Raw genomic sequence first — 14041 nt, 5'->3', positions numbered from 1 at the left:
TTTTTATAAAACTGAAACTAGCTCAGTTTATTATATTTCTTCATTAAATTCTCATAAGTTCCCTGCGGAAGAATCCACTTCAAAGGAACTCCGATTTTCTGCCCGAATTTACCAAAATAATAATGAGCTTTCCATCTATTCTTTCCTAAAAGCTTTTCAATATATTCTGCAACTTCCAATGGTTCGGTTCCCTCATCCACATGAGCATTCATTAAAGCATAAACCTTATCAAAAACATTTTTGTAAGGCTGGGAAACCTTGGCAATTACTCTGTTATCTGCAATATTGGTTTTAATATCACCTAAATGCAGGGAACATACTTCAATATTCCATGGATAAACTTCATATCTCATGGCTTCCGTTACTTTATCTAATGCAGATTTTGAAGCAGAGTAGAACCCGCGGAACGGCAGTCCCATTTCACTTCCGATACTGGATACATTGATGATCTTTCCGAACTGCTGTGTCCTCATCGTAGGAAGAACCGCGCTCATCATCTGAACAGGGCCAGCCAGGTTAAGACTGAACAGTTTAAGGATATCTTCTTTGGTGGAATCTTCAACGGCACCTACCATTCCCATTCCGGCATTGTTGATCAGGATATCAATTCTGGTTTCAGATTTAAGTACCTCAGCAACAGCATTCTGAACAGCAGTATTATCGGTAACATCTGTAGGGATAGATCTGAAATATTGACTTTCTGTATGTTTTCGGCTTAAACCATATACTTTGTGCCCTTTTTTACCGAAGTATTCGGCCAAAGCAAATCCAATTCCTGACGAGGTTCCTGTGATGATAATGGTCATTTAATTCGTAAGATTTTTTATTGTTTTCATTGATTACCCATTCATAATCCTTTTTTTTGATTATCTGTAAGAAGGGAAAATCTATTTTCAGCAAATGTAAAAAAAGAAAAGAAAAGTCCGTCATTTTATTACTCCGGAATACTTCAGCAGGAAAGATAAATCTGCATTTTCATTATAGTCTATTGTCTCACTTGGGTTATAAACTTAAAGCAAACTTAATATCAGCTATGCATACTATATCAGGAGAATAATTATTTTATTCATTTATAGTATTGAAAATTAGCAATATAATTTTAGGATGAGAAGATATATGGAGATATAAAACTAAAATTTCTTAATAAAAACATAAGGAAATCTTAATGTAACAGGAGGTACAGCTGCTCTAATTTTGCGTCTAATTAAAAAGGATGTTATGAATGTATTTAAAATCCCTGTCTCGGTAACATACTTAACAGGTAGGGTATTACTTATTGGTGCAATTTCAGCTTCACCAATGTTCCTCTCTCAGAAAAAAGACAGCTTAAAAGAAAAATCTATTGACGAGATTGTTGTTGTAGGATACGGAACTCAGAAGAAAAGTAAAGTTTCCGGAGCTGTTACGGAGGCTTCGCTGGATAAACTTACTTCCAGATCTTTGTCAGGAGTAGGGGAAGTGCTTCAGGGAAAAGCTCCCGGAGTAACGGTTGTGAACGAAGGTGGAGATCCTAATGGTTCGCCTAAAGTGAATATCCGTGGTTTAGGAGGAATTAACGGAGAAACTCCTCTTTATGTTGTGGACGGAGTGGTTTTTAACGGAACACCATCTATTAATCCTAATGATATTCAGGATATCTCTGTTCTTAAAGATGCTTCTGCAGCTATTTACGGGGCAAGGTCTTCAGGAGGCGTTATCCTTATTACGACCAAAAGAGGAAAAAAAGGGAATCTTACTGTAGATTTTGACGTAAAATACGGCATTAACCAGGCATGGAGGCTGAAGGAATCTTTAAATGCTGCTGAGTTCCAGGATGTAATGTACCAGGCATTTAGCAATGTAGGAAAACTTGAAAGTTTACCGAAGGCATTTAACCCGGCTTTATATCCGGAAGGAAGAATTACCAGGACGGATTGGATGAAGGAAATATTCAGAACAGGAACCATCCAGGAATACAACATGAACCTTAGCGGCGGAAATGAGAAATCCCGGTATTTTGTAGGGATGAATCACCGGAATCTGGAGGGTATTCTTTTAAATACACAGGCAAAACGATATAATTTCAGAGTTAATTCTGAACATAAAATAAAAGACTGGTTAACCATTGGTGAGAATATGTATTATAACTATTCTGACGGAAATACTGCAGATACAAAGAGTGGTTATACGGGAGCTGTAGTGGCAGCTATGTATTATCCGCCTAACGTTCCTGTTTATACCCCGGCAGGTGCCTTTTCAGGACTGCCGATTAGTGTGGCAGGTGGATATGGGGATATGATTAATCCGGTTGCTTACCTTAAAAGAATCAATTTGAGAAATCCTACTCATGAGATTTTGATTAATCCGTATGCAGAAATTACTTTAGCAAAAGATTTAAAATTCAGATCCAACTTCTCACAAACTTTTAAACTGGGAAATGTAAAGAACTTTACCTACAGGGTGCTGGAGGTTGGAAAGATCTTTGATACCAATAATCTGGAATACCAGTCTAATAATTCTTCTACGGCTCTCGCAGAGCAGCTCCTTACCTATAAAATTACTGCTGGTAAGCATAATTTTGATTTCCTGGGCGGTTTTACCTTCCAAAAAACAATTGAAGAAGGATTTCTTGCAAGATCTTATGATTTCAGAAGCGAGGCTGAAGTTTTTCAGCATTTGCAGAATGCAGCGGATACCAATAAAGAAGTTTCCAGTTATAAATACAAGCAGGCATTGGTATCTTATCTTGCAAGAGTAAATTATGATTATGCCGGAAAATATATTCTGAGTGTATTGGGAAGAAGAGATGGCTCTTCTTTGGTAGCTAAGCAAAATCGTTTTGCCAACTATTATGCGCTTTCAGGGGCGTGGGTTGTTTCTAAAGAAGATTTTATGCAGAATATTTCATGGCTTTCAAGTCTGAAATTAAGAGGAAGTTATGGTATTCTTGGAAATCTTGGAGGAATTTCTCCCCAGGCTGTTAACCCGTTAATGACCAGAGATAACAATATTATTTTTGGACAGAACCCTTCCCAGAATATTGCTTACTATGCAACTACACGCCCTAATCCGGATCTGAAATGGGGGAAATCTGAACAAACCAACTTTGGGGTGGATGCTTCATTCCTGCACAACAGCCTGTCTCTACAGTTTGACTACTTTGTGAAAAACTCTAAAGATCAGATCTTTAATGTAAGCTTGCCAAGTACATCCACTTATAATAATCAGTATGTAAATGCCGGGTTATTCCAGGATAAAGGATATGAATTGGGAATCAATTATAACAGCAAAAAATCAGGTGATTTTACTTATTCTATCGGAGCAACCTTTAGTCAACTAAAAAATACGGTGAAGCAATTGGCGGATGTGGATGAGATATTTATCAATGATAACGGAGTGAGGGGAGTATTGAAGCCTACCCGCGTAAAGATAGGAGATCCGCTTTATTCTTTCTATGGATATAAAACAGGAGGAATTTTTCAGTCTCAGGATGAAATCAATAATTACAGAGATGCTAACGGTCAGCTTATCCAGCCCAATGCTAAGCCGGGGGACATTAAGTTCCTGAAAAAAGAAGGAAATACAGGTGTTCTCAGTAACAAGGATTTTGTAAACCTTGGAAGCCCGTACCCTAAATTCTCTTACGGATTTTCTTATAATATGACCTGGAAAAACTTTGATCTGAATGTATTCTTCCAGGGAGTATACGGAAATAAGATTTTCAACGGACTGAAGTTTATTTCCCTGAACCCGGGAGGAACAGGACAGAACTATAATATGGAAAGAGATATTCTTAATGCCTGGACACCTCAAAACACAAATACCAATATTCCAAGGTTGGCTCAGGGAGATCCAAGTGGTAACTATTCCAAAGTATCTGATTTCTACGTAGAAGATGGATCTTATTTAAGACTTAAAAACCTTACCATAGGATATTCATTGCCAAGTGAGCTTTACAGAAAACTTGATGTGAATAAAGTGAGAATTTATATAACTACCAATAACTTATTCACAATAACAAAATATACAGGTTTTGACCCTGAAGTGGGCATGAACTCTTATGGAGTGGATACTGGTAGATATCCTCAGGCCCGTTCATTCATATTCGGAGTGGAAGTAGGCTTATAATTTTAAAATCAACAAAAAGTAAGAAAATGAAATTTTTCAATAAAATATTTTTAGTATCAGGAATATCCGCAATGTTTTTGTCATGTACAGGAGAACTGGATGTTCAACCGGAAGGAACTCCTACTGAAGCCAGTTTCTGGAAAACGGAAAATGACCTGATTACAGGAGCTAATGCCATGTATAAACCTTTGTATGGAGAAGAGTTTTATGGAAGAGGTCTTTTCTGGTTCATTAACGCAAGTGATGATATGGTGACCGGGAGAAACAGAGGAGAAGCAGATAATGCAAAGAACTTCAGCAGTAACTATATTGCATCCGGTGACCTGGAGACCCAATGGAATAAAAGATACAATGTAATCGGAGTAGCCAATCGTGTGATCCGCAATATTGATAATATCCAGACTTCCCAGGCGATCAAAAACAAATACCTGGGGGAAGCTTTATTCATGAGCAGTAGAATGTATTTTGAATTAGCATCTAATTACGGAAATGAGAAAGCTGGAGTTCCTATTATCGACCGTAATAAAGAGCCTGATCCTAACCCGATTCCAAGGGCTGCCAATGTTAAGGTGAACTACGACTATATTGTTGCAGATCTGAAAAAGGCTGCAGAACTATTGCCAAGCCAGGCTGAACTTCCTGCAAGTGATTACGGAAGGCCTCATAAAGCTGCTGCATGGGCATTGTTGGCAAAAGTATATCTGTTTATGAAAGATTGGGACAATGCTGCATACTGGGCTAATGAAGTAATCACAAAAGGAAACAGAAATCTTCTGACCAACTTTGCCGATGTTTTCAAGGCTGAAAATAATTATAGTACAGAATACATCTGGTCAGTTCCAAGTACAACTAAGTTTACAGGATGGGGAAGTATCCTTCCGGGAGTAATGCTGGAGAATAAAGGCTGGGGAGAATATAATGGCTGGGGATATTTTCAGCCTACAAAAGAACTATATGATGAATTTGAAGCCGGAGACCTTAGGAGAAGCGTAACTATTCTAAAAGAAGGAGATCAGTTTACCTTTAATGGAACAGTAAGAACTTATGCCTCCTCGAACTCTGTAACGAAAGCCCAGTTCAACAAATATATGGATGCCTTCAAATACTCACTGAAGGATGGGCATGTAAATTCCAACGGAGATTATCCATGTACAGATCTTGCGGTTCCTATTATGCGTTATGCTGAGGTAATCCTTATTAAGGCTGAAGCTTTAATTATGCAGGGTAAGTCTGCAGATACCGAGATCAATATGATTCGGAAACGTGCAGGTTTAGCTCCTAAAACAGGCTGTACGCTGGCAGACCTGAAACATGAAAGACGTTGTGAGCTTGCTGGTGAATGGGCAGACAGGCATAGAGATCTTGTACGTTGGGGAGATGCACAGGCAGCATATGCCCAGTCTCTCCACGGAATGGATGGAAAGCAGGTTTGGGCACCACGAAATTTCAATCCGGCTGTTCATAATGTTTGGGCAGTTCCGCAGGTAGAAATTGTAAACAGCCACGGTGTTATTAAGCAAAACGAAGGCTGGTAAAACTGTAACCATGTCTATTATGTACTATATCATTGCGGGAATTCTGTGATGATATAGTCTTTTAAAAGGGAGTATGGAATATGGATGATCCTGCTCAACCTAAAAAACAAAAAAATCAGGAATGAAATTATCAAAAATATTGGGTTTATTGGCCCTTGCCATTTTTTCTGAAAATCAGGCACAGAATTATTTGAATTATAATGTAGGGAATGCCCATTCTCATAATGACTATATGCAGGAAATTCCTTTTTGGCAGGCATATTATGCTAACTTCGGTTCTATTGAGGCAGATGTTTTCCTTGTAAAAGGCAAGCTTTGGGTAGCCCATACAGAAAAGGAGCTTTCTGCAGACAGAACGCTGGAAAGCCTTTATCTGGATAATATTTCAAAACAGATAAAACTGAACAAAGGAAATATTTATAAAGATACAAGCAAAAAGCTGCAACTGCTGATCGATATCAAACAGGATTACAAGACAACCTTGGCTGCATTGGTTAATACACTGAAAAAGTATCCTGAAATTACAGGAAATTCAGGGGTGAAAATAGTGATTACAGGCGGAAGACCTCAGCCGGCAGATTTTAAAAATTATCCCAGCTATCTTTATTTCGATGGCGACTTGAACAAAGACTATTCTGCCGATCAGTTAAAGAGAATTGGAATGTTCAGTGCAGATTTACCGGAACTCGTAAAATGGAACGGAAAAGGAATTCCAAGAGATGAGGAAACGGAGAAGATTAAAAGAGCTGTGGATAAAGCGCATACCCAGCAGAAACCAATGCGATTCTACGGTGCGCCCGATTTTCCTAACGCATGGGTAAATCTTATGGATATGGGAGCGGATTATATCAATACAGATCATATTCCGGATCTTAAAAAGTTCATGAATACCATTCCAAAAAATTTTTATAAAAATACGAGAGAGTATGCTACCTATACCCCAACTTATAAAACTGATGGGGTTAGTAAAAAAGTAAAAAATGTAATCCTTTTGATTCCGGACGGAACTTCCTTACCACAGTATTATGCTGCGTTTACAGCCAATAAAGGGAAGCTGAATGTGTTCAATATGAAGTCTACAGGATTATCCAAAACCAATTCATCCAATGCTTATGTTACTGATTCAGCACCGGGATCTACAGCATTTGCAACAGGGGTGAAGACTAAAAATACATTTGTTGGGGTAGATGCAGCTGGAAAAGCCTTAGCACAGATTCCGGATATCATTGCTGCCAAAGGGCTGGTTTCAGGATTGATCTCCACCGGCGATGTGACAGATGCAACTCCGGCAGATTTTTACGCTCATTCTGACAACAGGAACAGTTCGGAACCCATTCTGAAAGATTTTGCGGCCTCTAAGGCTAAAATTCTTATTGGAGGCCCTACGAGTGGGTTAACACAGGAAACAGAACAGAAACTGAAGGACTCAAAAGTAGATATTTATCACAGCTTGAAATCAGCAGAGAAAATTAGCAACAGAACCTTGGTTATTGATCCTTTAGCTTCACAAAGAATAACCAGTGGAAGAGGGAACTGGCTTGCTGATGCTTTCGATCTCACTTTAAATGATCTGAAGAACAATAAAAAAGGATTCTTTATGATGGTGGAAGCTTCTCAAACTGATGGTGGCGGGCACAGTAATAATATAGAGCAATTGGTTACCGAGTTATTGGATTTTGATCAGGTGGTAGGAAAAGCTATGAAATTTGCAGATGAAAATAAAGAAACCCTGGTGGTAGTTGTCGGAGATCATGAAACAGGTGGTTTAACGCTTTTGGATGGAAGCCTTAAAGACGGCTGGGTATTCGGAAATTTCAGTACTAACGATCATACCTCTGTTCCGTCAAGTGTTTTTGCTTATGGCCCGAATTCTAAAGAGTTTACAGGACTGTTTGAAAACACAGAGATTTTCAACAAAATCATGGCTGCTTATGGCATTGATAAATAGTTGTATACATCTCTTTCTTAAATTATGTCGTCTTTATTGGTTAAGACGACATTTTTTATTTATTGCAAAATACAAACGAAAATCAAAGCATTGTTAAACCATATGTATACTTGCTCTATATAAAGCCTGTTACTTAATTTTTATCTTCCTCAGATTATACGGGTTTACACAGGTATTTGCGGATAAGAAGATGATAACATTGATTATTATGCTCCAATAAATAACCTGCATTATCTGCTCAATCTGTGGGAGTAAGAAAAAAGCCGCCCAAAAGAGAAGCAGCTTCATAGTGACAATTTATATTTAACTACATTAAAAATTAGTTTTTACAATCAGTTCTGCCAGTTCAGCATTTACAAAATCTATAGGCATGATTCCATAAGAACCTTTTGTATTGCTCTGGAAGAATGTTTTAAGTTTCGGATTGATGACATTGGAAACGGAAGGAATACTTGGAATTCCGAAGATTCCCGGTTTATAGCCACTCGTGAAATTAATGAAAAGCCTGTCGCTGGTGCTGTTTTTAGCTTCATTCAACAGATTGGAAATCCCGTTCCATTTATCATCATTGTTGGTTACTTTATAATAATCCTGAACTTTAAGCTGTGCGCCAGGGTTATTGATCTCAAAGGTTGTATTATCTGCCCATGAAGTAGCATTAATCCCTTTAGCAGTTCCGGCAGAAAATCTTCTGAGCAGTCTGATCTTTCCTCTTACATCTCCAAGGGTGGGAATATTGGTTCCAAGATCCCATTTTGAAGGATTTTTCTGAACATAAGAATCAAAGGTACTCTCAAAAGATCTTGTTGTATTGGAAGCATCATATTCTTCCTTTACAGACATGATGATGGTTTCTGACGGATGATTTTCAAGAAAAGTATAGCAGGCATTCAGAACATCATCAAAATTTAAATGCTGGTAAATAGCACCATGATGAATTGTAAATGAATTATCAATATGCCTGCAGCGGATATCCAGGAATCGGACTCCTGCGTTCAGCTGTTCAGCAATACTGAGGTCTTGTGTTTTTGCTGTACCCGTTACTACAGGGGCATCTATACGCGCCCCGGAATCATGGGTCCCGGGAATTGAAATTTTTGAAAGGGAAATATTATCCTGCAAACCGGACATCCAGTTGTTCATCTCAATAGGGACTGCAGCTGTCATTTTATAGCTTGCTTTATTAACGGAAGTAAGATTTACCTCATTAGAATCTCTTTCTGCTATTCCTTCAGAACAGGAAAAGAAAAGGGTTGCGGTCGCCATACAAAGCGTAAAGTTTTTTACATATTTCATTTGGTGCTTGAACATAGTTTATATTTTAATTGCAGCTAAAATTAAGAATATGTCAAGCAATCAGGAGTTAATTTAACTTTAAAAGATGATTAAGTTGTTGGTTTTAGGCTGAAAGCTGGATGAGAAAAGAGGGAAGTACTCTTAGTCATAAACAAAATGTATCTGTACTTTTTAAAGCTTACTGCTGTAGTAAATGTTTACTGTAGATTTCTGTAGGATAACTTCCAGCATCCACCACCCAGCTTCCCGCTTAAAAAATAAAATCCTCCTTCAATCCGGGAATGTAGAATTTATGTTCTCCCATCTTATAATCATCCATTTTGATAAGACTCTTAAGCTTATGGATAAATTCCTTATGAATGTTTTCCGGTGTTTTTGTATTGTCATCATCACAAGATGAATATTCTCTGTCTACAATCACTTTGCCTGTAGAAAAATTGATCTCATCCGTAAAATTAAACTCACAGTTATCTGCAAAATTATCATATGAACCTATCAGATAAAAATCACCATTCTGATATCTGAAAGTATGCTTGCTGGTCTGGGTATGCCTTGAATTGCTGGAAAATTGCTGCTCCACCACCAGACAATTATTTTTGATCTGAATGTCGAGAATATTACCCTCAGGATAAAAGCCCATCCCGCTTGAATATAGCAGTGTGGAATTCTCTTTCCAGACTTTAAGCCGGCCCAGTTCATTTTTCAGGATATAGAAAACTCTTTTATAATCTTTCTTTCCGGAAGCGGTTTCATGACCGGATGCTGTTCTGTCTGTATCAAATACAAGAACTGTTTCATCTTTTCCATCTTTATCCAGATCTCCTTTTACTTCAGTTACTTTTTTATATTCTTTTGGTACAGAAAAGTTCTTCAGGTTTTGAGCATGAAAAGCCGTGATCAATAAAAACGTAATAAGAGAAACTGGTTTTTTCATAATAACCTTAAAATTACAGGCCGGAATCATCTTTCTCAACCAATCCTATATCTTCCAGGTTACAAAGACAGCCTTTTATACTTTTATAAATGCCATTAATATCAGTTGACTTTCCTTTGCTGTCTGTCACGGTAATTCCTGTGGATAATGATCCGTCTTCAGCATAGTAAGATTTGAAAATAGAATAGGTGTAGCCATTATTTACAAAATTCAGGTATTCCAGATCCATTCCTGCATTTCGTTTTCCCCCGCCTCTGTGATAGGAATTATATTTGAACTGTTTCCAGCTGTCTTTATTCCTGTTCAAAGGAAATTCCATTTCTACACGGTCTTTGCTCCCGAACCGGTACTGAATATATTCGTTTCCTTTATCCTTTACCAATACCATTTTTTTCCCGGCTTTGGTATCAAAGGAATAGATAACTTCTTCATTTGATCTCAGATATTGTGACCAAAGAACAGTAGGAATAAAGGATAGAAGTAAGAGCAGATATTTCATGTTTATGGTATTTATTATAAGATGTAGTAATATGAAATAAGGGCATTAACTCATTTTTCAAATTACTACATTTCAAATTATTTCGTAAGTACACTGGCAAGATCTTCCCAGAACATAGGATAAGATTTTTCCACTACATCTTCATCCTCAATAGTAAGTTCTCCAATCAGGCAGTAAGGAGCAAAGCTCATGGCCATTCTATGATCCTGGTATGTTTTGATTGAAATATGCTCTTCCGGTTTTCCGAAACTCACAGAATTAATGGTTAGATCGGTAATTTCTGTTTCAGTACCCAGTTTTTTCAGTTCATTGTATAAGGCCTGAAGTCTGTCGGTTTCTTTTACCCTTAATGTTCCCAATCCTGAGATATCAAAAGGGATCTTTAATGCAGCAGCAGTTACACAAAGCGTTTGTGCAATATCCGGACAGTTATTCATGTCAAGGATAATTTTTTCTGGGAAAGAAAAATCAGGCTGAGGTTCTAAAGTCAGTTGGTGATCAGCTTCAGAGTAGGTTGTTTTAATTCCGAAGAAATCCTCATAAATTTTTGCAATAGCAGAATCTCCCTGGGTAGATTCCTTATAAAAGCTTCTCAGGTGAATGGTTTTTCTTCCCAAAGCACAGATCGAGTAGAAGTAAGAAGCAGAGCTCCAATCACTTTCCACTTCATAGCTTTTTGCAGAAGCTCCATTATTAGGAATAAAAGGTTTTACTTTAATGGTATTTCCTTCAAAACTGTTTTTAATACCAAATCTTGTCAGGATATCAAGCGTCATTTCAATATAGGATCTTGAAGTAACTTCCCCTACAAGATTAATTTCCAGGCCATTTTCAAGCTTTCCTGCAATAAGAAGTAAGGAAGTAATAAACTGGCTGGAAATATTGGCCGGAACATTCACCGAAGTCTGTGTAATCTTTTTTCCCGTAATTTTTAAGGGAGGAAACCCTTCGTTCTCCATGTATTCGATCTCTGCACCAAGTTCTTTCAGGGCACTTACCAGATTTTTGATAGGTCTCTCCTTCATTCTCCCGGAGCCGGTAAGTACTGTTGTTTTTCCTTCCTGGATTGCGTAGTAGGAAGTAAGAAACCGCATAGCTGTTCCTGCATGGTGAATGTCCACTACATCTGTAACCTCAGATAATGCTTTTTTCAGCAGCTGGGTATCCTGAGAATTGGATAGATTTCCGATTTTTATATTGCTAAACAGGCTTTCCAGAATCAATAAACGATTCGAAATACTTTTCGAACCGCTGATCTGTACTGTTTTATTTCCTGTTAATGTTGATTTTTCTAGCTTCTTCATTATTTCTTCATATTTCAAACCTGAGGTCAGATTTCAGATTTTTACCGGGACCTGGAATCTGATATCAGGAGTTTTTATTTTAATTTTTCATTATTCTGATGCCGCTCCTTATCGCGGTCAGTTTTGATCTTCATTTTTCTGTCAAAAGCATCCTGCAGATTTACTCCTGTTTGGTTGGCAAGGCATAAGGTCACAAAAAGAACATCGGCAAGCTCCTCACCCAGATCTTTATTCTTATCACTTTCCTTTTCGCTCTGCTCACCGTATCTTCTGGCGATGATTCTGGCTACTTCACCTACTTCTTCAGTAAGCATTGCCATATTGGTAAGTTCATTAAAATATCTTACACCGATGGTTTTGATCCATTCATCAACCTGTTGTTGTAATTGAGTAATTTCCATTATTGATAAGCTCCAAGAGTTGGATTAGTAGTTCTTGATTCATTCACAATATCAAACGGAACAGTTCCCGCTACAGTACTATTTCCTTTTCCTTTGGCCGGAGATGTTGTTTTTACTCTTAAATTCATTTTGGCCATGAAGTAATTCATAAACTGTGGGTCTGTATTTTTAATACTCTGTACTACATTAACATTATTATCGAAGGTAAAGCCTGCTTCAGATGTGCTTGAATACTTTAATAAACAGTTCTGAATAAGGTATTCAAACTGCTGCCCCGGAGTTTGCTCAAACTGGACCGAATTATCCCTGTCAGAATACACAATACTGTTTCTTAAATTAAATTGCTGCAGGGCACCTTGTTCTGTCTGTCCGGCATCATTTTTCCACTCGTTCGTTACAAAAATTCCTCTTCTGTCAAAAGTTCCCATTGATTTAGAATAATTGGCAATCGTAGCGTGGGTATAGTTATGCTTTCCACCTTTGAAAATACCAATACATGATAATCCACAGTTATTCATTACCAAATTACTGGCAGTAACAGTAGAATTTATGGCATACAGGCCATATTCAAAGAAAGTATGGATGAATGAATTGGAGATATTGGCTGTGGTTTGCTTCATTTCAAGTCCTCTTGTTCCGCCGAATAACCTTGCATGGTTCATATTAAGAATAGAGTTAGGCTCCATTTTGATCGAATTCCAGTTTTTAGAAATTGTGTCATAATACGGATCATTTCTGTCGCCACGAAGGATTACCTGGTTGTCCAGGGCTCCGTTGATATTCAAAACTGCATTTGAAGAAATCTTCATCCCACTGTTTTTATGGAAATATACCTTTGTACCTGGGTCTATATCCAAGGTTACATTCTTATCCACAGTAAGATCTCCGTAAATGATTTTTGCTTTATTATTCGTCCATGTTGTAGAACTGGTAATCACATTAGGATTGGTAGGCGTTTGAATAAAAAACTCTGCATCCTGAACTACCGAGAACAGAGTAACATGCTGTTGCCCGGCAGGACCGGAGAAAATTACTTTGTCTTCAGCAATTGCTTCAGGACCTGTTGCCTGAGGAGCAATTTCTACATATATATATAGACTGTCTTTTTTTCTTAGCGGAACATCTTTAAAATCATATCCGGGTTTTCCATCCACATTAATTCTGTATAATGATGAGGCCCCTTTCTCAAGATTCACTCTTGGGATCAGGACATCCTTATCTTCATTATTATATACTTTTACCACATAGGTTTCTGAACGTACCTGATGATAAACCGTGTCGCAGAATACGGTATCTCTTGAAAACCTTAGCTGTTGCGAAGGAGTATCAAAGGTAATATCATCCTTATTACATGATACTGCTACAAGAAGCATCCAGAAAGAAAAAGCCAGTAATAATTTGAATTTCATTGAAATTAATGTTTAGTAAGTTCCAAATTTAACGAAAATACTTTGAATTTCTTATCAAGAAAAAAATATTGAATCCTGTATTTGGATATTAGAAAAAAAGTTGTACTTTTGCAACTTAAAATTAGCAGAGAAATATCCATTACTATTTCGAAAGCAAACTTTAATTTTTTAAAAATAAGTATTATGAAAAACGGAATCCACCCAGAAAATTATAGACTTGTTGTTTTCAAAGATATGAGTAACGACGAAATGTTTCTTTGCAAGTCTACTGCAGAAACAAAAGACACTATCGAGTTCGAAGGACAAGAGTATCCTCTAATCAAAATGGAAATCTCTTCAACTTCTCACCCTTTCTACACTGGTAAAGTGAAATTAGTTGACACTGCAGGTAGAGTTGATAAGTTCATGAACAAATACAAAAAATTCGCTAAGTAATTTTTGTATATCTAAAATAATAAAGCCTTTCAATTTTTTTGAAGGGCTTTTTTTGTATCCAAAATTTATTACTCGCATAAAAAATCAGCCCAATACTTAGTTTTCCATTCCCTGTCTATTATTTATCCATCTATTATCTTTTTTCTTCTATTTAAACTTCTCCCATCTTTTTG

The 14041-nt window shown here is 37.3% G+C and carries 11 protein-coding genes; 4 read left to right on the top strand and 7 right to left on the bottom strand.

Translation table 11 applies throughout. The annotated features are described in order from the left end of the window. Positions 1-17: 17 nt before the first annotated feature. The gene (locus EG339_RS03685; RefSeq protein WP_123868917.1) at positions 18-806 is read right to left on the bottom strand and encodes an SDR family oxidoreductase; all 789 of its coding nucleotides are present in this window, start codon (positions 804-806) and stop codon (positions 18-20) included. Positions 807-1218: 412 nt separating this feature from the next. Here EG339_RS03685 and EG339_RS03680 point away from each other — a divergent pair, with 412 nt between their 5' ends. The 3 genes from EG339_RS03680 (at position 1219) to EG339_RS03670 (ending at position 7590) form a co-directional block, all read left to right on the top strand. After that, on the top strand, positions 1219-4107 hold the full coding sequence (locus EG339_RS03680) for a SusC/RagA family TonB-linked outer membrane protein (RefSeq protein WP_123868916.1): 2889 nt from the start codon (positions 1219-1221) through the stop codon (positions 4105-4107). Between the two features lie 26 nt (positions 4108-4133). Then, on the top strand, positions 4134-5642 hold the full coding sequence (locus EG339_RS03675) for a RagB/SusD family nutrient uptake outer membrane protein (protein WP_123868915.1): 1509 nt from the start codon (positions 4134-4136) through the stop codon (positions 5640-5642). A 121-nt stretch (positions 5643-5763) separates the two neighbouring features. Continuing rightward, the gene (locus tag EG339_RS03670) at positions 5764-7590 is read left to right on the top strand and encodes an alkaline phosphatase (protein ID WP_123868914.1); all 1827 of its coding nucleotides are present in this window, start codon (positions 5764-5766) and stop codon (positions 7588-7590) included. 312 nt (positions 7591-7902) lie between these two features. On the opposite strand, the gene EG339_RS03665 is transcribed toward EG339_RS03670, so the two are convergent. The 6 genes from EG339_RS03665 to EG339_RS03640 all read right to left on the bottom strand — a co-directional run bounded on the left by EG339_RS03665 (position 7903) and on the right by EG339_RS03640 (position 13433). Beyond that, the gene (locus EG339_RS03665) at positions 7903-8901 is read right to left on the bottom strand and encodes a phosphatidylinositol-specific phospholipase C (protein ID WP_228459700.1); all 999 of its coding nucleotides are present in this window, start codon (positions 8899-8901) and stop codon (positions 7903-7905) included. Positions 8902-9136: 235 nt separating this feature from the next. Further along, positions 9137-9820 (bottom strand): hypothetical protein, encoded by a 684-nt coding sequence (locus EG339_RS03660; RefSeq protein ID WP_123868913.1) that lies wholly within the window; start codon positions 9818-9820, stop codon positions 9137-9139. 13 nt (positions 9821-9833) lie between these two features. Further along, complete coding sequence (locus EG339_RS03655) at positions 9834-10319, bottom strand: hypothetical protein (RefSeq protein WP_123868912.1); 486 nt, start codon at positions 10317-10319, stop codon at positions 9834-9836. Between the two features lie 77 nt (positions 10320-10396). Continuing rightward, on the bottom strand, positions 10397-11623 hold the full coding sequence (locus EG339_RS03650) for a 3-phosphoshikimate 1-carboxyvinyltransferase (RefSeq protein WP_123868911.1): 1227 nt from the start codon (positions 11621-11623) through the stop codon (positions 10397-10399). Between the two features lie 74 nt (positions 11624-11697). After that, positions 11698-12024, bottom strand: coding sequence for a nucleotide pyrophosphohydrolase (locus EG339_RS03645; protein WP_045501245.1), 327 nt, complete (start codon positions 12022-12024; stop codon positions 11698-11700). Continuing rightward, on the bottom strand, positions 12024-13433 hold the full coding sequence (locus EG339_RS03640) for a hypothetical protein (protein WP_123868910.1): 1410 nt from the start codon (positions 13431-13433) through the stop codon (positions 12024-12026). Before EG339_RS03640 ends, EG339_RS03645 begins: the two co-directional genes overlap by 1 nt. Before the next feature lie 183 nt (positions 13434-13616). On the opposite strand from EG339_RS03640, the gene EG339_RS03635 reads away from it, so the two are divergent. Next, on the top strand, positions 13617-13868 hold the full coding sequence (locus tag EG339_RS03635) for a type B 50S ribosomal protein L31 (RefSeq protein ID WP_066690797.1): 252 nt from the start codon (positions 13617-13619) through the stop codon (positions 13866-13868). Positions 13869-14041: the final 173 nt, after the last annotated feature.

This window comes from Chryseobacterium bernardetii (genome assembly GCF_003815975.1).
Classification (GTDB): domain Bacteria; phylum Bacteroidota; class Bacteroidia; order Flavobacteriales; family Weeksellaceae; genus Chryseobacterium; species Chryseobacterium bernardetii.
This window is presented reverse-complemented; position numbering and strand designations above follow the sequence as displayed.

Excerpts from the sequence above, each read along its gene's own strand:
- EG339_RS03685 (WP_123868917.1), bottom strand. The coding sequence starts at position 806 with ATGACCATTATCATCACAGGAACCTCGTCAGGAATTGGATTTGCTTTG.
- EG339_RS03680 (WP_123868916.1), top strand. The coding sequence starts at position 1,219 with ATGAATGTATTTAAAATCCCTGTCTCGGTAACATACTTAACAGGTAGG.
- EG339_RS03675 (WP_123868915.1), top strand. The coding sequence starts at position 4,134 with ATGAAATTTTTCAATAAAATATTTTTAGTATCAGGAATATCCGCAATG.
- EG339_RS03670 (WP_123868914.1), top strand. The coding sequence starts at position 5,764 with ATGAAATTATCAAAAATATTGGGTTTATTGGCCCTTGCCATTTTTTCT.
- EG339_RS03665 (WP_228459700.1), bottom strand. The coding sequence starts at position 8,901 with ATGTTCAAGCACCAAATGAAATATGTAAAAAACTTTACGCTTTGTATG.
- EG339_RS03660 (WP_123868913.1), bottom strand. The coding sequence starts at position 9,820 with ATGAAAAAACCAGTTTCTCTTATTACGTTTTTATTGATCACGGCTTTT.
- EG339_RS03655 (WP_123868912.1), bottom strand. The coding sequence starts at position 10,319 with ATGAAATATCTGCTCTTACTTCTATCCTTTATTCCTACTGTTCTTTGG.
- EG339_RS03650 (WP_123868911.1), bottom strand. The coding sequence starts at position 11,623 with ATGAAGAAGCTAGAAAAATCAACATTAACAGGAAATAAAACAGTACAG.
- EG339_RS03645 (WP_045501245.1), bottom strand. The coding sequence starts at position 12,024 with ATGGAAATTACTCAATTACAACAACAGGTTGATGAATGGATCAAAACC.
- EG339_RS03640 (WP_123868910.1), bottom strand. The coding sequence starts at position 13,433 with ATGAAATTCAAATTATTACTGGCTTTTTCTTTCTGGATGCTTCTTGTA.
- EG339_RS03635 (WP_066690797.1), top strand. The coding sequence starts at position 13,617 with ATGAAAAACGGAATCCACCCAGAAAATTATAGACTTGTTGTTTTCAAA.